An 18947-nucleotide genomic window follows, 5' to 3' on the forward strand; every position below is an offset into this window, starting at 1 on the left:
GCGCGCAGCAGGCGGAGTGACAAAATTGCAGGCTGATAATTTTTCTATTTTTGCCACCTGCGAAGGGTATGTCAAGTTTTACTCGAGTGGCGGTGACAAATGCAAAAAGGTGTTTTTATAAAACAGGACAATTTGTCTTAAAAATGTGACGCAAATAGGTTTGGTATGAATTTGAATGAAAGACAAGTGTGCCGCCAAACGGCGCTTGTTCTTTCACTTCCACATTCAACTTCTATACAAACCATGGCCACGTTGCTGTATAACACCCGTCCTTCCCTGCGTCCGAGCCGTGCGTTGAGCACCATGCTTGCCGACATGTTGCGCGACCCGCAAACCACCCCCACCACGCAGCCTACGCCCACGTTCATCCCGGCCGCCGACATTCTCGAAACGGCCGAAGGCTTTGAGCTGCACCTGGCCCTGCCGGGCCTGAAGAAGGAGGCCGTGCACATCGAATTCCACGACGGCCAGCTGGTGATTTCCGGCGAGCGCGCCAATCCCGCCGCAGCCGCCAAAGAAGCCGCTGCCACCGCCACCGAGGCCCACGCCACCGACGAAGCCAAAGCCGACGACAACAAGCCCGCTGTGGTGACGCCCGACGCGCCGGCCGCGCCCAAGTTCCGCCGCCTCGAAACCAATTACGGCACCTTTACTCGCAGCTTCCGCCTGCCCGACACGGTGAACGTAAAGGCTATTGGCGCCGAGCTGACCGACGGCATCCTCCGCGTCACGCTGCCCTTCGACACGGAAAAAGTGACCAAGCAGCATATCGAAATTCGCTAAGGGCGAGTGAGCATTTGCAAAAAAGGCACCCGCTCGGGTGCCTTTTTTGCAGTCGTGCTTGTTGCGTACGTATACAGCTCGATTTGGCCTGTTTTCTGCTAAAAGCAACCCTGAGGCGCTAAACTGAATCCTTCTCGCGTTGATAGAAATATCACCGGGCCGGCTCATCCGGTTTTCATGCCCGGAATGATAAATTAGGCTCTTCATTCACTGGTTTCACCTTTTTCAAATTTCCCTTACCCCATGCAAGCAAAACAAATGATGCTCGGCCTGCTCGGTTCCGCCATTTTGGGCGGCGGCGTGGCCGTGGGGGGGTACAAGCTGCTGGAGCCCGCCCCCGTGGCGCCCCAGGCTGTAGCCGCCAACCCCCAGGTGCGTTACACGTCCGAGATGCGGAGCACGCCCTACGTCGTGCCCGAAGGCTTGAACTTCGTAGCCGCCGCCGCCGCCGTGACCCCGGCCGTGGTGCACGTAATGACCGAATATGCTGCGGAGCCCGCCCAGCGCCAGCAGCAGATGGACCCCTTCCTGCGCCAGTTCTTTGGCGACCAGTTTGACCAGTTTCAGCAGCAGCCGCGCGGCGGCGGCCAGGGCTCGGGCTCGGGCGTCATCATCGCCGCCAACGGCTACATCGTGACCAACAACCACGTCATCGACAAAGCCTCCAAGATTGAGGTGGTGCTCGACGACAAGCGCAAGTTCGACGCCGAGCTGGTGGGCGCCGACCCGAACACCGACCTCGCCGTGCTGAAGGTGAAGGCCGACAACCTGCCTTTTGTGAAGTATGGCAACTCCGACGACGTGAAAGTGGGCCAGTGGGTGCTCGCCGTGGGCAACCCCTTCAACCTGAACTCGACCGTGACGGCCGGCATTATTTCCGCCAAGGGTCGCAACATCGGCATCCTGAACCGCAAGGACAACATGGGCCTGGAGTCGTTCATCCAGACCGACGCCGTGGTGAATCCCGGCAACTCGGGCGGCGCCCTCGTCAACCTCAACGGCGACCTCATCGGCATCAACTCGGCTATTGCCTCGCACACCGGCAGCTACGAAGGCTATTCGTTCGCCATCCCCAGCTCGCTGGCCAGCAAGGTGGTCGACGACCTGCTGAAGTACAAAGTGGTGCAGCGCGCCTTGCTGGGCGTGCAAATCCAGGAAGTGGACGCCAAACTGGCTTCGGAGAAAAAGCTGAACACCCTGAACGGCGTATATGTGCAGGGCCTGAGCGAAAACAGCGCGGCTGCTGCCGCCGGGTTGAAAACGGGCGACATCATCACCCAAATCAACGGCGTGAACGTGAATACCTCTTCGCAGCTGCAAGAGCAGGTGGCCCGCTTCCGCCCCGGCGACAAGATTAAAGTAAGCTACCTGCGCGGCGGCAGCACCGGCACCACCGAGGCCATCCTGCGCAACTCGACCGGTACCACCGGCGTGGTGCGCGAAAACGTCGTGGCATCTATCAAGTATGAGGGCGCCACCATCTCGGCCGTTCCTGCCCGCGACCTGGCCAAGCTCGGTTTGGAAGGCGGCGCCAAAATCACCGGTATCAAGGGCAGCAACCTGCGCGAGACGGGCATGGCCGACGGCTTCATTATCACCCGCATCGACAAGACGCAGGTGACCAAGCCCTCGGACGTGAAAAACATTCTCGACCAGGCCCGTAACGGCGGCGGCGTGTTGGTGGAGGGCGTATACCCGGACGGCCGCAAAGCCTATTATCCCATCGGCGCCGAATAACATCTTTCTGCGTTAAAAAAGCCCCTGCCGCCTTGGCAGGGGCTTTTTTTTGCACTGAGGCGGGACGATGATTTGGGCCGGAGCAAAGGCAATAGCAAACCGAAAAATTTATTTGGTAAGCCTGGTAGAAAAGATTGAATTATGGGCATAACTTCGGCCAAAATAGCCCTGAAAAAGCTGGCAATTGTGCTTCCTCAACAAGTCCTTTTGCCTGGCTCGCACGTAAGTAAGAAGTCCCACTGTGGGAATTCTTGTTTAGGGTTTTGAACGGTAAACAGTCCGGCTTGTTTGCCACTACATGTGCATGGAAAACGTCATTAACACCCTCTACATCCAGAATTTTAAGTCGATTCGGAGCGCCGTGCTGCACCCGCGGCGCGTCAACCTCATCATTGGCCAGCCCAATGTGGGAAAATCGACGGTCCTGGAAGCCATGAGCTTGCTGGGTGGTTTTCCGTACGGTAAAAAGAAAAAATTCATGGGCAGCTTCGTGCGCTACGAAAAGTCGGCGCACCTGTTCCACGACGGCGTGATGACGCAGCCGCTTCGGGTAGAAACCGACCGCGACATCTGCTTGCTGGGCCACGACGCCAAAAGCAAACGATTCCGGTATGGCGTGTTCAGCCAGGCTGCCTACCGCTTGCTGCGCGCCCAGATGGGCCTGCCCTTGCTGGAAGGCCGCAATAAAACCCGGTCCGGCGACGACGCCCTGCTGCTGGAGCGCCTCTATCCGCACCTGTCCACGGCCTCGCTGCTGCCCGAGCCGGGCTTTCTCTACACCGAGTTTGACCGCCACGGCGCCATGGACCGGCCCGGCGAACCCGGCCATTACGTGGCCTCGACGCCCGCCTGGCAGCCCCGCGCCGTGAAGTCGTACCGCTACAAGTCCGGCGGCCGCATCGACCGGCGCCAGCCCGACGCCTCGCTGCGCCCGCCTTATGGCAACAACCTCGTGCAGGTGCTGGAGCAGCACGCCGACCTGCGCCAGGAGTTTGCCGGGCTGTTTGCGGAGCGTGGCCTGCGCCTGCGGGTGCGCCCCGACGCCGGCCGCTTTGAGGTGATGAAGGAAATTGACGGGCTGAGCTTTGCTTATCCGTATTCGGGCAGCGGCGACACGCTGCAGCGCTTCGGCTTCTACTTAGCGGCTATGGAATCGAACCGCGACACCGTGATTCTGCTGGAAGAGCCGGAGGCCCATTCCTATCCGCAGTACGTGTCGCAGCTGGCCGAACGCATTGCCACGCAGCAGGAAAACCAGTTTTTTGTGACCACCCACAACCCGCACTTCTTCAGCGAAGTGCTGGAAAACATGGTGCCCTACGAAAACCGCGTGCCCGAACTGGCCGTGTTTGTGGCGTACTACAAAGATTTTCAAACCAAAGTCCGGCAGCTGTCGGACGAAGAAGTGCGCGGCCTGCGGCGCGACAGCCTGGAAGTGTTCAATAACCTTGGCGACCTTGAGCAGGAACGCATGGCGCTGCGCAAGGTGGGCTAGCCCCAATCCGCTCAAGCCAACAAAAAGCCCCTTGCAGCAAACTGCAAGGGGCTTTTTGTTGGCTTGTTTATGCCCAAAAATGCCCTGGAAGGACGTTTTAGCCTAACCGCACTTTGGGACTGACGTATAAGCAAATGTCCGCAATTATTCTTCTGCCTATGCCAGCATTTCCCACCGATGCTTTCTCGCTAGAATACCGTTCCGATTTGGGCGTGCTCATTGGCCGTTGGCTGCAGGCCATGCCACCGCCCGAAGTGCAGGGCACCTACCAAGCCATGCTGGCGGCGGCAAAGGAGCACGGCAACTGCCGGTTTTGGCTGCTGGACCTGCGCCGGCGCCCGCTCGACGGCCCGGACCTGAACGAGTGGTTTCGGGACCAGTTTTCGCCACAGGTGGCGGCGGCGTTGGGCGGGCCGCTGTTCACGGCCTACCTCTCGGGCCCGCACCAGCGCCAAGCCGCCGAAAGCGCCGAGATGGAAGCCCACCTGCGCCAAGCCGCGAGCATCGATTCTTACCCGCTGTTTTACGACAACGAAGCCGACGCCATGGAATGGCTGCGCGACCAGCAGGAGCGCGCCGGCATGCTGCCTGCGCCAGAAGAAGAGAAACGACCCCGATAAGCAGCTGCGGGTTGGTATTTGGGGCGCGCAGCGTTGCCACACGGCTGGCCGCGGGGAAGTAAGCGCTTCGTTGGATGGCACGCTGTAGCTTTGCCGGCGCAACATCCCACCCCGATTTTCTTATGAAGCAAGCCCTCGAAGAAGCCACCGCGCCCGACGTGACCGTGGCCCATCCGCACGAAGACCCCCACGGCATTCAGGACGTGCTGCGCCAGCTGGGCGTGGCTTCCGACAACGCCGCCTACAGCACCGGCCGCGCCTGGGGCGGCCAGGCCAACGCCACCCGCCACACCGTGCAGGCGCCCGCCGACGGCCGCCGCATTGCCAGCGTGGCCTTCGCCACCCTCGACGACTACGACACCGTCATCAAAACCGCGCAGGAAGCTTTCCAGACCTGGCGCTTGGTGCCGGCGCCTAAGCGCGGCGAAATCGTGCGCCAAATTGGCAACAAGCTGCGCGAGTACAAGGAGCCGCTGGGCAAGCTGGTGAGCGCCGAAATGGGCAAAATTCTTCAGGAAGGCCTCGGCGAAGTGCAGGAGATGATTGACATCTGCGACTTTGCGGTGGGCCTCTCGCGCCAGCTGCACGGCTTCACCATGCACTCGGAGCGCCCGGCGCACCGCATGTACGAGCAGTACCACCCGCTGGGCCTGGTGGGCATCATTTCGGCCTTCAACTTCCCGGTGGCCGTGTGGAGCTGGAACGCCATGCTGGCCGCCGTGTGCGGCGACGTGAGCATCTGGAAGCCCTCGGAGAAGACGCCGCTCACGGCCGTGGCCGTGCAGCACATCATCCGCGAGGTGCTGGAAGAAAACGACATTCCCGAAGGCGTGTTCAGCCTGATTGTGGGCGGGGCCGACATTGGCGCCGCCATGGCCGCCGACAAGCGCGTGCCGCTGGTGTCGGCCACGGGCAGCACCCGCATGGGCCGCAAAGTAGGGGAGGTGGTGGGCGCCCGCCTGGGCCGCGCCCTGCTGGAGCTGGGCGGCAACAACGCCATCATCGTGACCAAAAACGCCGACCTCGACATTGCCATCCGGGCCATTGTGTTTGGGGCGGTGGGCACAGCTGGGCAGCGCTGCACCAGCACCCGCCGCGTCATCATCGAAGACAGCGTGTTTGAGGAGGTGAAAAGCCGCTTGCTGGCCGTGTATCCCAAGCTCCCCATTGGCCACCCGCTGCAGGAAGGCACCCTGGTGGGCCCGCTCATCGACGGCGACGCGGTGCGCATGTTCAGCGAAGCCCTGGCCAACGTGCAGGCCGAAGGCGGCAAGCTGCTCACCGGTGGCCAAGTGCTGAGCGGCGCCGAGCTGCACGGCGGTCACTACGTGCAGCCCGCGCTGGTGGAAGTGGAAAACCACTACCACACGGTGCAGGAAGAAACGTTTGCGCCCATTCTCTACCTCATCAAGTACAGCGGCGGGGTCGAAAAAGCCATTGAGCTCCAAAACGACGTGCGCCAAGGCTTGTCGTCCAGCATCTTCACCCTCAACATGCGCGAAGCCGAAGCCTTCCTGGCCGCCACCGGCTCCGACTGCGGCATTGCCAACGTGAACATCGGCACGAGCGGCGCCGAAATCGGCGGCGCGTTTGGCGGCGAGAAGGAAACCGGCGGCGGCCGTGAGTCCGGCTCCGACGCCTGGAAGGTCTACATGCGCCGCCAGACCAACACCGTCAACTACAGCACCGAGCTGCCCCTGGCGCAGGGCATCAAGTTCGATATTTAATCGAACTGACTAAGGCAACCGCACAAAAAAGCCGCTCAGGAACCTGAGCGGCTTTTTGCGTCTTGGCGAAGCTGCTTTGCTACGCTTCCTTCTTCCGAAAATCGCCTCGGGAGAAATGTTTTTCGATGAGGCAGTACATCATGATGAAGAAATAGCGCGAGCCCATCTCCTTGATTTTGAGCTTGCTCTCGCCGTACTTGCGGTTGGTCCAGGAGTTGGGCACCACGGCGTAGGAATAGCCCCGCACGATGGCCTTGAGCGGCAGTTCGAGGGTGAGGTTGAAGTGGGGCGAGAGGAAGGGCTTGAGCCCGTCCATGGTGCGGCGGCGGTAGAGCTTGAAGGCGTTGGTGCAGTCGTTGTACTTGAGCCCGAACAAGGTCTTGACGATGGCGTTGGCCACGCGGTTGAGCGTCTTTTTGTGGGCCGGGTAGTCCACCACCCGGCCCCCCTTTATCCAGCGCGAGCCGAAGACGCAGTCGTAGCCGCCGGCCTGCATGGTGCGGTAGTAGCGCACCAGGTCGGCCGGGTCGTCGCTGAGGTCGGCCATCATCACGGCCACGCACTCGCCCGTGTAGCGCTCGAGGCCGTAGCGCACGGCGTAGCCGAAGCCGTTGGGCCCGGGGTTGGTGTAGTAGGTCAGCGCCGGGATTTCCCGCGCCAGGGCCTCGAGCGCGCCCAGGGTGTTGTCCTTCGAGTTGTCGTTGGTGACGACGATTTCGTGGTCGATGCCTTCGGCCACCAGCGCCGCGTGCAGCGTGCGCAGCGTCTCGCCGATGCTCTCTTCCTCGTTGTAGGCCGGAATGACGACGCTCAGCTTCATGCCGGCTGGCGCTCCCGCAATTCGTTGAAAATCTGGGTCAGCGTGCTGGTCAGGTCGTACTTGAATTGCCAACCCGGGTAGTGTTGCTCGAAGCGGCTCACGTCGGACACGTACCAGATGTGGTCGCCGATGCGGTTCTGCTCCGAGTAGGAGTAGTTCATCTTGTTGGCGGTGATGGTTTCGCACAGGGCGATGGCCTCCTGCATCGAACAGTTGGCGAAGCGCCCCCCGCCGGCGTTGTACACCTCGCCGCCGGTGCGCGGCTGCTGGTAGAAGTGCCAGAACATGTTCACCAGGTCGTGGGAGTGGATGTTGTCGCGCACCTGCTTGCCCTTGTAGCCGAAGACGGTGTAGTGGTCGCCGGTGAGGGCGCACTTCATCAAATACGACAAAAAGCCGTGCAGCTGCGCCCCGGAGTGGCGCGGCCCCGTGAGGCAGCCCCCGCGGAAGACGGCCGTCTTCATGCCGAAGTACCGGCCGTACTCCTGCACCAGCACGTCGGCCGCCACCTTGCTGGCCCCGAACAGCGAGTGCGTGGTGTGGTCGATGCTCATCTGCTCGTCGATGCCGTTTTTGTAGTACGGATGGTTTTGGTCGATTTCCCAGCGGGTTTCGAGCTCCACCAGCGGCAGGAAGTTCGGGTTGTCGCCGTACACCTTGTTGGTGGAGGTGAAGATGAACACCGCTTCCGGCGCGTGCTGCCGGGTCATTTCCAGCAGGTTGAGCGTGCCGTTGGCGTTCACCGAAAAATCGGTGAAGGGCTCGCGCGCAGCCCAGTCGTGGCTGGGCTGGGCGGCCGTGTGCACCACCAGGGCGATGTCGGTGCCATACTCCCGGAAGATGTCCCCGATGGCTTCCACGTCGCGGATGTCGGCCGTGTGGTGGCGGTAGTTGGCGAACGTGTTCTGCAGGCGGGCGCGGTTCCAGTCGGTGCTGGCCTGCTCGCCGAAGAAATAGCTCCGCATATTGTTGTCGATGCCGACCACCAGGTCAAACTTGTCGGCGAAGAATTCCACCGCTTCCGAGCCTATCAGGCCCCCGGCCCCCGTGATGAGTGCGATTTTCATATTAGATAAAATGCAGGCCTTTTAGCCCAGGATGGGTTTCAGCTGCGCTTCGTTTTCGCGCAGCCAGTTGTACACGTCGGTTACGATTTGCTCGGCCGAGCGTTTGGGCGTCCAGCCGGTCAGCTCGGTCACGCGGGCGTTGTCGGTGAGGTAGAGCTGGATGTCGGCCTGCCGGTTTTCGACCTGCGAGCTGATGGGTACGGTATTGCCGGTCACGCGTTGGCAAATGGCCGTCAATTCCTGCAAACTCACGCTGATGTCGCGGCCGCCGCCCACGTTCAGGGTCTTGCCGTTCACCTGTTCCAGGTTTTCGAGCTGGTACTTCACCAGGTCGAACAGGTCGTCGACGTGCAGGATGTCGCGCACCTGCTTGCCGGTGCCGCCGAAGCCGAAATAGCCCAGCGGCTGCTTCCAGAAGTGGCGGGCCACCCACAGCACAATCACGCCCTGGTCGACCTTGCCCATCTGCCAGGGGCCGGTGAGCACACCGCAACGGTTTATCACCGTGCGCATGTTGTAGAAGTGGTGGTATTCCTGAATCAGGTACTCCGAGCACAGCTTGGTGGCGCCGTAGAGCGAGCGGTAGCCCTCCAGCGGAAAGTCTTCGGCCAGGCCCGCGGGCGAGATGCCGGCAATGGGCTGCTCGGCACTCACCTCGAAGCGCGTTTCGGCCTCCACGGTCTGGATTTTGTCGATTTGGTTAATCGGATAAATCCGGCTCGTGGACAGGAACACAAACGCCGCGTTGTGCTGGCGGGCGTAGTTCAGGCAGTTCACCGTGCCCGTCAGGTTGGTGTTAATCAGGTAGTCCGGGGCCGAGGTGAGGCCGGCCAGCACCGAGGGCTCGGCCGAGGCTTCGATGACGGCGTCCACGGCGGGCAGGGCGTCGAAATCCTCTTTGTTGCGAATGTCGCCGTGCACGAACTCAATGCCGGCTTCGCGCAGGCGGGGCAGGTTCAGCTCCGAGCCGCGGCGTTTGAGGTTGTCGAGGGCAAAGATGCGGCACTCGGGATAGGCTTCGCGGAAGCGAAGGGCCAGGGCCGAGCCCACAAAGCCAGCGCCACCGGTGATAAGGAGAGATTTTACAGACATACAGAGGGATTATGCTGTAAAATTAAGGGTAAAGGGCGCAAAGGACTTGCGTTGTTTTGCAGCGTTCTTTAAATCAAGTAGTTGTGTTTGAGGGCTGGCTCAGTGAGGGTCCTCAACCTTGATATCGCCGTGGCCTTTGTGGTAAAGCGTGGTGCCGCTATACATCACGTAGTACACCCGGTAGAGCTGGCCACGCTTAAACGAACTGCCGCTGATGTCGAACTGAAAATCCTGATTAGGAGAAAGGCCCGGCGAAGTGGCTTCGATAAGAGACTGATACACCTGGTTCACCACCACCACTTTGCAGCGCACTGCGGGTGCGTTTTGTGCCGAGGAATAGGAGAACCTAAACGCCCCGACGGCGGGGTTGGGATAACCGGCCGTGTAGATTTTGCCGGGGTTCTGCACGGGGCCGTTCAGGTCGAGCCCCAGCGATTGGAAAAGCTTTTGCTCCGTGGTGTTCCATTTGCCGTCGAGCTTCCAGTCCGTTTCGTCGCCCTGCCCCATGGGCAGGTTGTTGCCGGTACGCATGTCGTAGCCTGCGCCGGGCCCGAAATTGATGAACAGACTGGACGACGCATCCGAGTCGCTTTTAGAGCAGCTGCTGAGCGACAGGCTGGCTCCGAGAACAAGCAACACGAGGCCGAAGGACCGCAAACGGAGTGGTAGAGGCATGGCGGAAAAGGGTTAATTTGCGAACAAGTTACGGCCGTTGGGCCTGGCTGCAACCCTGTCCCTGCGAGTGGGGTCCTTCGCTCGCTATAGCTTTTCAACACTTCGCCTTTCTCTGCACATGGAAGCCGCCGTTGCCTACGTTGACATCAATGCTCCGCTGGTGGAGCGCTGCCGCCTGAACGACCGCCAGGCCCAGGCCGAAATTTACCGGCGCTACGCCAAGGCCATGTTCAACGCGGCCCTGCGCATCACCGGCGACTACGCCGAGGCCGAAGACGTGCTGCAGGAGTCGTTTCTGAGCGCCTTCCGGGAGCTCAGCAGCTACAAGGGCGACTCGTCGTTTGGGGCCTGGCTCAAGCGCATCGTCGTCAACAAGAGCATCAACTGCCTGCGGCAGCGGCGCCTGGCGCTGGTGCCCCTGGGCGAGCAGCACCACGACGAACCGGCCGAGGGCGCCGGCCCTTCGCCCGAAGAAGAAGCCGACGTGAGCTACCGCGCCGACGTGCTGCGCCGCTGCATTCAGGAACTGCCCGACGGCTACCGCGTGGTGCTGAGCCTCTACCTGCTCGAAGGCTACGACCACCTCGAAATTGCCGGCATTCTGGGCATTTCCGAGTCTACTTCCAAGTCGCAGTACAGCCGGGCCCGGGTGCGGCTGCGCGAGCTGGCGGCCCAGCGCGGCTTGAGCTAAGCCACATCCATTCGTGTTACCATCCGTTATTCTTATTCCCTCACTACTCTTCATCCTCTTTCGCCCGGCCGCGGCAGCCACCCCATTATCCCCGCGGCCCCTTTGGAACCTGGACGAACCGTGCGTTTGCAACCATCCATGAACCCGAACAAGCCCAATTCGTTAGAAAACTTCGTCGACCGGCACCGCGCCGACTTCGACGCGCACGAGCCGCGCCCCGACCTGTGGGCCGCCCTCGAGCAGCAGCTTGCCGAACCCCTGACCCCGCCGGCCCTGCGCCTGGCCCCAGAACCCCTTGCACCCCCAGTGCCCGCCGCGCCAGCCGGTTGGCTGCAGCGCTATGGCGTGGCCGCTTCGCTGGCCCTGCTGGTGTTTGCCGCCGGCGCCAGCGAAGCCTGGAAATCGAACCATCCGGCCCCCGTGCTCACGGCCGTTGCCACGCCCAAAACCAGCACCGGCGTCTCGGCTGAATCCGATGCGGCCCTGTACCAGGGCGGCAATCCCACGGCCCTGGCCGCCGCCGAGCGCACCACCGGCGCCGACAGCCAGCTCGTGCGAGCCGTGCGCGGCATGGAAGCATACTACACCAATCAATTGGCCCGCCGCCAGAGCGAACTAACCGAAATGCGCGGCCCCGGCACCGCCGGCATGACCGCCGACTGGCAGCGCGAACTGGTGTCGCTCGATTCGAGCTACCGCCAGCTGAAGGCCGAACTGCTGCACCACCCGCAGCCCGACGCCGTGCTCACGGCCATGAACCGTAACCTGCAAGTGCGGCTCGACATTCTGGACCAGCAGCTGAACCTAGGCGCCAGCGCCGCCGAGGACCACAGCACGGGCTCGTTCGTTTTGGCCGACAGCCGCCACGATTCGGAATGAAAAGGCTGATTCGTTGCTGGCGGCTGGCCCTGGTCGCGGCGCTGTTCGCGACGCTGGGTGCGCGGGCGCAGGCCACGCACTGGACCGGTGGCGGCTCGCAGGGCTTGGCCATCGAAGCCTTTATTGCGGTGGAATTTGCTTCGGGCGGGCCCCAAAACCCGCTGCCGGAACAGGCCACCGAGCAGCAGGAAACCATGCTGCAGGTAGAGCAGCGCCGCCGCCTCAGCCGCAGCTACGCGGTGCCCAAGGCGGGCCGGCCGTTCTCGCTGGACACGCGCTACGGCCGGGTGCAAATCAACCCCTGGAACAAGCGCGAAATCAAGGTGGAAGCCGAGTTGATAGCGCGCTCCGAAACCGACCAGGGCGCCCGCCAGGTGCTCGACGCCTTGGGCGTGCAGTGGCTGGACTACGACGCCAAAACCGGCGGCGTGGCCGTGAGCACGCAGTTTGGTCCCCTGCTGCGCGGGCGGCCCGGCGGCTGCCGCTACGAGGTGAACTACACCGTGTGGCTGCCCCGCACCACGGCGCTGCGCGTGCACAACAACTTTGGCGAAGTGAGCATTGCCGGCGACCTCATCGGCCCCACTGAACTGGCCGTGGACTACGGCGCCCTGCGCACCGGCCGCCTCGACGGCCCGCGCAACCTGCTGCGCATCGGCAACGGCGACTGCACGGTGGCGTTTGCCGGCCGCGCCAGCATCGACGCCAGCTACGCCCGCCTGCGCCTCGACCAGGGCACGACCGTGGACCTGCGCAACAACTATTCCGACATCGACATCGGCACGGTGCAGGACCTGACCGTGCACAGCAAGTACGGCGACGTGGCCCTGGGCAGCGTGCGCAACCTGCGCGGCTCGTCGGGCTACTCGCGCTTCACCATCGACAAAATCGGCGAGGCCCTCGACATGGCCGTGCGCTACTGCCCCGACTTTGTGGTGCGCGACATGGGCGCCAACTTCCGCCAGGTGAACCTGGACGGGGGCTTCAGCACCATTCGGCTGGGGTTTGCCGAAGCGCCGGTGTTCCGGTTCGACGTGAGCACCGAGCAGGGCCAGCTGCTGGTGGACAAAAGCGCGGTGCGCGTGCTGTCGCAGGAAAACGGCCCGCAAACCAGCGATGTGCTGGGCGTGTTTGGCGGCCCGGTGCCGGCCCCCAACTGCGGCAATGTGAACATCAAGGTGCGCTACGGCACGGTGCGGTTTAGCCGGTAGGGGAGGCGTTTCGCGGCCGCGTGCCGTTCTTTGAAACGATGCTTTTCTTTCGTTTCACCTTTCTGTGCCTGCTGGCCAGCTCCGCCGCGGCCCAAGTTGCTCCTGCCGTGCCCCACGCCGCCCAAACCTCCGCGCCCAAAGCCCACGCGCTGCGCCTGCGCCCCGGCGACGACCTGCGCCAATCCCTGACGGCGTATGCGCAGGCCCACCACATCCGGGCGGGTGCCATGGTGACGTGCGTGGGCAGCCTCACGGTGGCCACGTTGCGGCTGGCCAACCAGGAGGGCCCCGCCGTGTACCGCGGGCATTTCGAGATTGTGTCGCTGGTGGGCACGCTTTCCACCAACGGCTCCCACCTGCACCTGGCCGTTTCGGATAGCACGGGGCGCACCATCGGCGGGCATTTGCTGGACGGGTGCCGCGTGTACACCACGGCCGAAATCGTGCTGAATGAGCTGCCCGAGCTGGAGTTCCGGCGCGAAACCGACCCCACGTTTGGCTACCAGGAGCTGGTGGTCCGTCCTACGGTCGAGCTTAAAAATGAGCCGGTTTCGGGGCCCGCAAAAAAAAACCGGGCGCAGCCAAAAAAATGAGAACGCGAAGATGAAGGCATAGCGGCACATGCTTATACTTGTGGTACTGTAGGCGCCGCTGCTACGGCCGGAGGCCGGGGAGTTGCCTTCTCCGTCTTCCTCTATCATCGTTATGTCTACTGTTACCCGCGGGGCCTCGTTGGCGCTGCTCGTGGCGGCCCCCCTGCTCGGGATGGGCCAGCAAACTCCCACCACCCTGCCCAAGCCGGGCCAATTGGTGAACGAAGGCGTGGCCTTGCACGACAAGGAGGACTACGCCGGCGCCATTGCCAAATACCAGGCCGTGACGCCCGGCGACTCGTCCTACGCCTTGGCCCAGAGCGAGCTGGCGCTGAGCTACTACGTGTCGGGCAAGCACGCAGAAGCCGTGGCCGCCGCTAAGCGCGCCCTAGCGCTCAATCCTTTCGAGCCTGTCACCTACAACACCCTGGCCAATGCCCAGGACGAACTGAAGCAGGTGGACGCCGCCCTGGCCACGTTCAAGCAGGGCCTGCAGCTGTTTCCCTACAACCAGAACCTGTACTTCAACCAAGGGGTGACGTACCTGCAGCAGGGCCGCACCGCCGAAGCCCTGGCCAGCCTGCAGCACAGCGCCGAGCTCAACCCCACGCACGCCGGCTCGCACCGCCTGCTGGCCGTGGCCGCCGCCCGTCAGGGCCAAACCGCGCACGCCCTCATCAGTTGGCTGACCTACCTGGCCCTCACCGACGCGGGCACGGCCAGCCACAACGTGCTGGTGCAGGCCGAGCGCCTCTCGCAGGGCGTGGCCGTGGTGGAAGACAACGAAAAAGTGAAGCCCGTGGCGCCCAACGCCGCGTTTGCCGAGCTCGACCAACTGTTGGAAAGCAAGGTGGCCCTGCAAAAGGAGTACGTGTCGAAGGTGAAGTTTCAGGCCGCGGTGGTGAAGCAAACCCAGCTGCTGGTGGAGAAATTTCCGACCGAAGGCGCGGCCGACGACTTCTGGGTGCGGGCCTACGGTCCCATGGTGGCCGTGCTGCGGAAAGACAACAACCTGACGCCCTTCACCTACCTCATCCTGCAATCGGCCGACGAAAGCAAGGGCGCCCCGTGGGTGACAAGCAACAAGGCCAAGGTGCAGGCCATGCTGAACGCCTCCGTGCCGGCCCTGATGGAAATGCGGCGGCAGCAGCTGGTGGCGGGCGGTTCGGCGGGCCAGCGCCTGGAAGCGTGGTTCAACGACAACGGCAAGCCCGACGGGCTGGGGCCGGCCGTGAACGAGAAAGGCAAGTTCCGCTCGACCGGCGACTGGATTTCGCTCAGCAGCCAGGGCGCCGTCGACGCCGTGGGGCGCTTCAACGCGGCCGGCCAGCGGGTGGGCCCCTGGAAGGTGCTGCGCCCCGACGGCACGGTGGAGAAAACGTTTGTCTACAACGACAAAGGCGAGCGCGAAGGGCTGGCCCGTGAGTTCCACGCCAACGGCCAGCCGTCGTACGACATCAACTACAAGGCCGACAAGATTGACGGCCTGCTGACGGCTTATAACGAGTGCGGCGCCCGCACCGGCGCCCGCACCTTCACGGCCGGCAACCTGGAAGGGCCCTACACCACCTATTACGACAACGGCCAGCTGCACCTGCGCGCCACCCTGCACGCCGACAAGCAGGACGGCCTGGAGGAAGGCTTCTTTCAGGACGGCACCCTGCAGTACACCACCACCTACGCCAATGGCGTGAAACAAGGGCCGTTTACCACGTTTTACGCCGATAAAACGCCGCTGAACAAGGGCGCCAACGACAAAGGCGAGCACGACGGCGCCTACACCGAATACCACTCCAACGGCACCGTGAGCGAGGAAGGCCGCTACGCCCACGGCAAGCGCACGGGCACCTGGCGCAGCTTCTACCTCAACGGCAAGCCCAATGCCGAGAAGAACTACGACGAGGCCGGCGAGTTTCACGGCGTGTACCACGACTACGACGACACAGGCCACCTCTACGCCGACACCGACTACGCCCACGGCCGCGTGGTGCGCATTCGCTACTACGACCAGGCCGGCAAAACCCTGGTGGACCAGGCCGTGAAAAAAGGCCGTGTGACCATGCAGGGCCTCGACCCGCAGGGCCGCAAGGCCTCGGTGGGCACGTTTGTGGACGGGCAGATGGCCGGCGAGTGGAAATGGTTTTACGCCGACGGCGGCGTGCGCGAAATCACGCATTTCGACGACAAGGGCAACAAGAGCGGCGCCTCCGAATTCTACTACCGCGGGGGGCAGCTGCAGCGCCGCACCCGCTTCGGCCCCGATGGCCAGGAAGACGGCTACTATGAGCAGTACTACCTCGACGGGCAGCCCGCCGTGACCGGCTACTACCTGGCCGGCGAGCGCCACGGCCCCTGGAAAGACTACTACGTGGACGGCCGCGTGAGCGAAGAGTACGAGTACTTCAAAGGCGAACTCAACGGCCCGGCGCGCAGCTTCGAGCCCGGCGGCAAGCTCACCCAGGAGCGCCTGAACGAGTTTGGGGCGCTGCGCCGCATCGTCACCTTCGACTCGGTGGGCAAGGAGCTGAGCCGCGTGGAACTCAAGCCCGACAGCAAGGAAATCAACCTGCGCTACCCCAGCGGCAAGCCCCTGTATCGCGCGGCCCTGACCTGCTACAGCAGCAACGGGCCTTCCATGTGGTTCCGGCCCGATGGCAGCACCGAGTCGTCGTTTGGGCAGGTGAGCGGCCGCCGCCACGGGACCTACCGGGCCACCTTCGCCAACGGCAAGCCCGACCGCGTGGGCGAGTACCGCGACGGCCGGCCCGAAGGCGAGTGGCTCAGCTACTACGCCAACGGCCAGCTGCGGCGCAAGGGCAGCTACCGCGCCGGCGAGGAAGAAGGGGAGTGGACGTATTACTTCCCCAACGGCCAGGTGGCCATTGTGGAGCATTACGACGGCGGCAACCTGCACGGCAGCAGCAAGCGCTACAACCCCGCCGGCGAGCTGCTGGAAGAGAAAACCTACGAGTATGGCTCCCTGGTGAGCTTCCGCGGGCCGGGCGCGGGCGCGGCCTTCCAGCCGTTGGCCAACCAGACCGGCACCATTGCCGTGGCCTTTGCCAATGGCAAGCCCGCCGCTTCGGAAAGCTTCGACCACAACCAGGCCACCGGCCCGGCCACCTACTACTACGCTTCGGGCGAGGTGTTCCGGCGCACCGCGTTTGCCAAGGGGCTGCGCACGGGCCTGCTGGAAAGCTTTTACCCCGGCGGCAAGCGCATGGAAGAAGAAAACTACCTGCACGGCGAGCTGCACGGCCGCTGCCGCTACTACCGCCCCGACGGCACCCTGGAGCGCGAGGAAACCTACCGCAGCGGCGAGCGGCGCGGCCCCACCACCTACTTCGACGCCGCCGGCAAGCCCCTGCGCACCGAGACCTACTGGAACCTGATGGTGTACGATACCAAATAAGGTGAACCGGCGTTCGGTGTGTACCTTGTAGTGGCCTGATACTTACTTAGTCAATTCTTATTTTTTGTACATGTATTCCTCTACTCTATTCCTGCCGCTGTTCCTGCTCGTGGGCCTGGCGGCGCAAGCCCAGGCGCCTGGCGCAACGGTGGCTGAGATGAAAAAGCAGTACCCCGGCGAGAAAGCGGTGTACCTGGAAATGCGCCAGGACCTGACCGTGGAAATCCGCAACGATTCGGTGCAGGTGCTGGCCCGGCACCACGCCGACATGCTGCACCTCGACGAGCAGTCGGGCGCCTACGCCAACGACCGGGTGTTCAGCTCGCACTTCAACCGCCTGCAGAAGCTGGAAGCCCGCACCATGGTGCCCAACGGCGACAAGTTCAAGGCCGTGAAAGTGACCGATTTCAAGGACAAGTTTGAGATTCAGTCCGGGGTGTTTTTTGACGATACCCGGTCAACTTCGTTCTCGTTTCCGGCCGTGTCGCCGGGCGCCCGCACCATCACCGACTACACGGTAAAGCACGTGGACGCCCGCTTCGTGATGCCATTTTTTGTGGGTTCCTACGTGCCCGTGCGCCACGCCGAGCTCACCATTACGGCGCCCAAAGGCGTGGTGATTGGCTACAAGACGTTTCACGCCGAAAACACGCCCATCAAGTACACCAAAGAGGAAAAGGGCAGCCAGGTAATCTACCGCTGGACGGCCGACAACCTCGCCAGCCCGCCGCGCGAAGACGACGGCCCCGAGGCCAGCTACTACCTGCCGCACATCGTGTTTTTCGTGCAGGAAGCCACCGTGAACGGGCAAGCGCGCAAGCTCCTGGCCGGCGTGCCGGAGCTGTACAATATGTACGCCGACTTCGTGCGGCGCATCGACCGGCAGCCCAGCACGGCGCTGCAGCACCGCGTCGATTCGCTGGTGGCCGGCGCCAAGACGGAGGAGGAAAAGGTGCGCCGCATCTACTACTGGGTGCAGGACAACGTGAAGTACATCGCCTTCGAGCAGGGCCTGCGCGGCTTTATTCCGCACGATGCCGGCTTGGTGTATGCGCGCCGCTACGGCGACTGCAAGGACATGGCCAACCTCACCAACGAGATGCTGCACTTGGCCGGCGTGAAAACCGCCTACCTGACCTGGGTGGGCACCCGCGACCTGCCCTACAAGTACGCCGAGCTGGCCACGCCCGGCGTGGACAACCACATGATTGCCACGTACGAGCCCAAGCCGGGCCAGTACGTTTTCCTGGATGCCACCAGCAAGCACACGCCCTACGGCATGCCCTCGGCCATGATTCAGGGCAAGGAAGGCCTGCTGGGCCTCGACCCCAAGAATAGCCTGGTGGTGCCCATTCCGGCCATGGACAAAACCCGCAGCGGCTTCGACGACGCCTCGGTGCTGACCCTGGACGGCACCACGCTGCGCGGCACCGGCAAGCTGAACCTGGCCGGCTACACCAAAGTCAACCACAGCTACGGCCTCGACGGGCTGGACCGCACGGCCGAGCCCAAATACGTGAAGGCGCTGCTGGAGCGCGGCAACAACAAGTTCTTCGTCGACAAATACAGCATTGCCAACCTGGAGGCCCGCGACCAGCCCCTGAGCATCAGCTACGACTACCGCCTGCAGGACTACGTGCAGCAGGTGGACGACGAAGTGTACGTGAACCTGAGCCTGGAGCGCCCCTACGCCACCGACCGCATCGACTCGACCACGCGCAAGCTGCCGCGCTACAACGAATTTGCTCACACCGACCACACCCGCACCGAGCTGGTGGTGCCGGCCGGCTACGAGGTGAGCTACCTGCCGCCCACCGTGCAGGCCCAGGGCGACGCCCTCGGCTTCAAGGTGAGCTATGAGCGCAAGGGCGACAAAATCATCCAGGACCGCGAGGTGTACGTGAATTACCTGCTGCTCCAGCCCAAGCAATTCGGCAGCTGGAACTCGGTGGTGAACAAGCTGGGCAGCGCCTACCGAGAGGTGGTGATTTTGAAGAAGAAAAAGACTTAGTCGTTTTGACGTGGGGCCTCACCCCCTGACCCCCTCTCCTCAGGGAGAGGGGGCACCGGTTTTGCTCTTGCGACTGGCACCCCTCTCCCTGAGGAGAGGGGCCGGGGGTGAGGCGCTACACCAGAACGACAAAA

General features: G+C 63.0%; 15 protein-coding genes. 11 read left to right on the forward strand and 4 right to left on the reverse strand.

Going from position 1 to position 18947, the window contains the following annotated elements:
* Positions 1–243 precede the first annotated feature (243 nt).
* From IC234_RS14365 to amaB, 5 genes are all read left to right on the forward strand, one after another.
* The gene (locus tag IC234_RS14365) at positions 244–783 is read left to right on the forward strand and encodes an Hsp20/alpha crystallin family protein (RefSeq protein ID WP_190925807.1); all 540 of its coding nucleotides are present in this window, start codon (positions 244–246) and stop codon (positions 781–783) included.
* 243 nt (positions 784–1026) lie between these two features.
* On the forward strand, positions 1027–2520 hold the full coding sequence (locus tag IC234_RS14370; protein WP_223827680.1) for a S1C family serine protease: 1494 nt from the start codon (positions 1027–1029) through the stop codon (positions 2518–2520).
* Positions 2521–2824: 304 nt separating this feature from the next.
* Entirely contained in the window at positions 2825–4015 is a 1191-nt protein-coding gene (locus tag IC234_RS14375) for an AAA family ATPase (protein WP_190925809.1), read from the forward strand.
* A gap of 158 nt (positions 4016–4173) precedes the next feature.
* The gene (locus IC234_RS14380; protein ID WP_190925811.1) at positions 4174–4635 is read left to right on the forward strand and encodes a hypothetical protein; all 462 of its coding nucleotides are present in this window, start codon (positions 4174–4176) and stop codon (positions 4633–4635) included.
* A gap of 122 nt (positions 4636–4757) precedes the next feature.
* The gene (gene amaB, locus IC234_RS14385; protein ID WP_190925813.1) at positions 4758–6362 is read left to right on the forward strand and encodes an L-piperidine-6-carboxylate dehydrogenase; all 1605 of its coding nucleotides are present in this window, start codon (positions 4758–4760) and stop codon (positions 6360–6362) included.
* A 79-nt stretch (positions 6363–6441) separates the two neighbouring features.
* Here the strand turns inward: amaB and IC234_RS14390 are convergent, their stop codons facing one another.
* The 4 genes from IC234_RS14390 to IC234_RS14405 form a co-directional block, all read right to left on the reverse strand.
* Positions 6442–7182, reverse strand: a complete 741-nt coding sequence (locus IC234_RS14390) for a glycosyltransferase family 2 protein (RefSeq protein ID WP_190925815.1) — start codon at positions 7180–7182, stop codon at positions 6442–6444.
* On the reverse strand, positions 7179–8249 hold the full coding sequence (locus IC234_RS14395) for an NAD-dependent epimerase/dehydratase family protein (RefSeq protein WP_190925817.1): 1071 nt from the start codon (positions 8247–8249) through the stop codon (positions 7179–7181). The genes IC234_RS14390 and IC234_RS14395 overlap by 4 nt, the downstream gene beginning before the upstream one ends.
* Positions 8250–8270: 21 nt before the next feature.
* On the reverse strand, positions 8271–9341 hold the full coding sequence (locus IC234_RS14400; RefSeq protein WP_190925819.1) for an NAD-dependent epimerase/dehydratase family protein: 1071 nt from the start codon (positions 9339–9341) through the stop codon (positions 8271–8273).
* Positions 9342–9440: 99 nt separating this feature from the next.
* The gene (locus IC234_RS14405; RefSeq protein WP_190925821.1) at positions 9441–10016 is read right to left on the reverse strand and encodes a hypothetical protein; all 576 of its coding nucleotides are present in this window, start codon (positions 10014–10016) and stop codon (positions 9441–9443) included.
* A gap of 118 nt (positions 10017–10134) precedes the next feature.
* Between IC234_RS14405 and IC234_RS14410 the strand changes: the two genes are divergently transcribed.
* From IC234_RS14410 to IC234_RS14435, 6 genes are all read left to right on the forward strand, one after another.
* The gene (locus tag IC234_RS14410; RefSeq protein WP_190925823.1) at positions 10135–10707 is read left to right on the forward strand and encodes an RNA polymerase sigma factor; all 573 of its coding nucleotides are present in this window, start codon (positions 10135–10137) and stop codon (positions 10705–10707) included.
* A gap of 138 nt (positions 10708–10845) precedes the next feature.
* Positions 10846–11586, forward strand: a complete 741-nt coding sequence (locus IC234_RS14415) for a hypothetical protein (RefSeq protein ID WP_190925825.1) — start codon at positions 10846–10848, stop codon at positions 11584–11586.
* The gene (locus IC234_RS14420) at positions 11583–12797 is read left to right on the forward strand and encodes a hypothetical protein (protein WP_190925827.1); all 1215 of its coding nucleotides are present in this window, start codon (positions 11583–11585) and stop codon (positions 12795–12797) included. The genes IC234_RS14415 and IC234_RS14420 overlap by 4 nt, the downstream gene beginning before the upstream one ends.
* Before the next feature lie 38 nt (positions 12798–12835).
* The gene (locus IC234_RS14425) at positions 12836–13390 is read left to right on the forward strand and encodes a PPC domain-containing DNA-binding protein (protein WP_190925829.1); all 555 of its coding nucleotides are present in this window, start codon (positions 12836–12838) and stop codon (positions 13388–13390) included.
* Positions 13391–13502: 112 nt separating this feature from the next.
* Positions 13503–16802 carry a tetratricopeptide repeat protein gene (locus IC234_RS14430; protein ID WP_190925831.1) on the forward strand — a complete coding sequence of 1100 codons (3300 nt, stop codon included), beginning with the start codon at positions 13503–13505 and terminating at the stop codon, positions 16800–16802.
* Between the two features lie 70 nt (positions 16803–16872).
* Positions 16873–18813 carry a DUF3857 domain-containing protein gene (locus tag IC234_RS14435; protein ID WP_190925833.1) on the forward strand — a complete coding sequence of 647 codons (1941 nt, stop codon included), beginning with the start codon at positions 16873–16875 and terminating at the stop codon, positions 18811–18813.
* Positions 18814–18947 lie beyond the last annotated feature (134 nt).

Origin of the sequence: Hymenobacter armeniacus, assembly GCF_014699055.1 — a bacterium.
Classification (GTDB): domain Bacteria; phylum Bacteroidota; class Bacteroidia; order Cytophagales; family Hymenobacteraceae; genus Hymenobacter; species Hymenobacter armeniacus.

Coding starts and splice junctions, on each gene's coding strand:
- IC234_RS14390 (WP_190925815.1), bottom strand. CDS start 7,182: ATGAAGCTGAGCGTCGTCATTCCGGCCTACAACGAGGAAGAGAGCATC.
- IC234_RS14405 (WP_190925821.1), bottom strand. CDS start 10,016: ATGCCTCTACCACTCCGTTTGCGGTCCTTCGGCCTCGTGTTGCTTGTT.
- IC234_RS14430 (WP_190925831.1), top strand. CDS start 13,503: ATGTCTACTGTTACCCGCGGGGCCTCGTTGGCGCTGCTCGTGGCGGCC.
- IC234_RS14420 (WP_190925827.1), top strand. CDS start 11,583: ATGAAAAGGCTGATTCGTTGCTGGCGGCTGGCCCTGGTCGCGGCGCTG.
- IC234_RS14415 (WP_190925825.1), top strand. CDS start 10,846: ATGAACCCGAACAAGCCCAATTCGTTAGAAAACTTCGTCGACCGGCAC.
- IC234_RS14395 (WP_190925817.1), bottom strand. CDS start 8,249: ATGAAAATCGCACTCATCACGGGGGCCGGGGGCCTGATAGGCTCGGAA.
- IC234_RS14400 (WP_190925819.1), bottom strand. CDS start 9,341: ATGTCTGTAAAATCTCTCCTTATCACCGGTGGCGCTGGCTTTGTGGGC.
- IC234_RS14425 (WP_190925829.1), top strand. CDS start 12,836: ATGCTTTTCTTTCGTTTCACCTTTCTGTGCCTGCTGGCCAGCTCCGCC.
- IC234_RS14410 (WP_190925823.1), top strand. CDS start 10,135: ATGGAAGCCGCCGTTGCCTACGTTGACATCAATGCTCCGCTGGTGGAG.
- IC234_RS14375 (WP_190925809.1), top strand. CDS start 2,825: ATGGAAAACGTCATTAACACCCTCTACATCCAGAATTTTAAGTCGATT.
- IC234_RS14370 (WP_223827680.1), top strand. CDS start 1,027: ATGCAAGCAAAACAAATGATGCTCGGCCTGCTCGGTTCCGCCATTTTG.
- IC234_RS14380 (WP_190925811.1), top strand. CDS start 4,174: ATGCCAGCATTTCCCACCGATGCTTTCTCGCTAGAATACCGTTCCGAT.
- amaB (WP_190925813.1), top strand. CDS start 4,758: ATGAAGCAAGCCCTCGAAGAAGCCACCGCGCCCGACGTGACCGTGGCC.
- IC234_RS14365 (WP_190925807.1), top strand. CDS start 244: ATGGCCACGTTGCTGTATAACACCCGTCCTTCCCTGCGTCCGAGCCGT.
- IC234_RS14435 (WP_190925833.1), top strand. CDS start 16,873: ATGTATTCCTCTACTCTATTCCTGCCGCTGTTCCTGCTCGTGGGCCTG.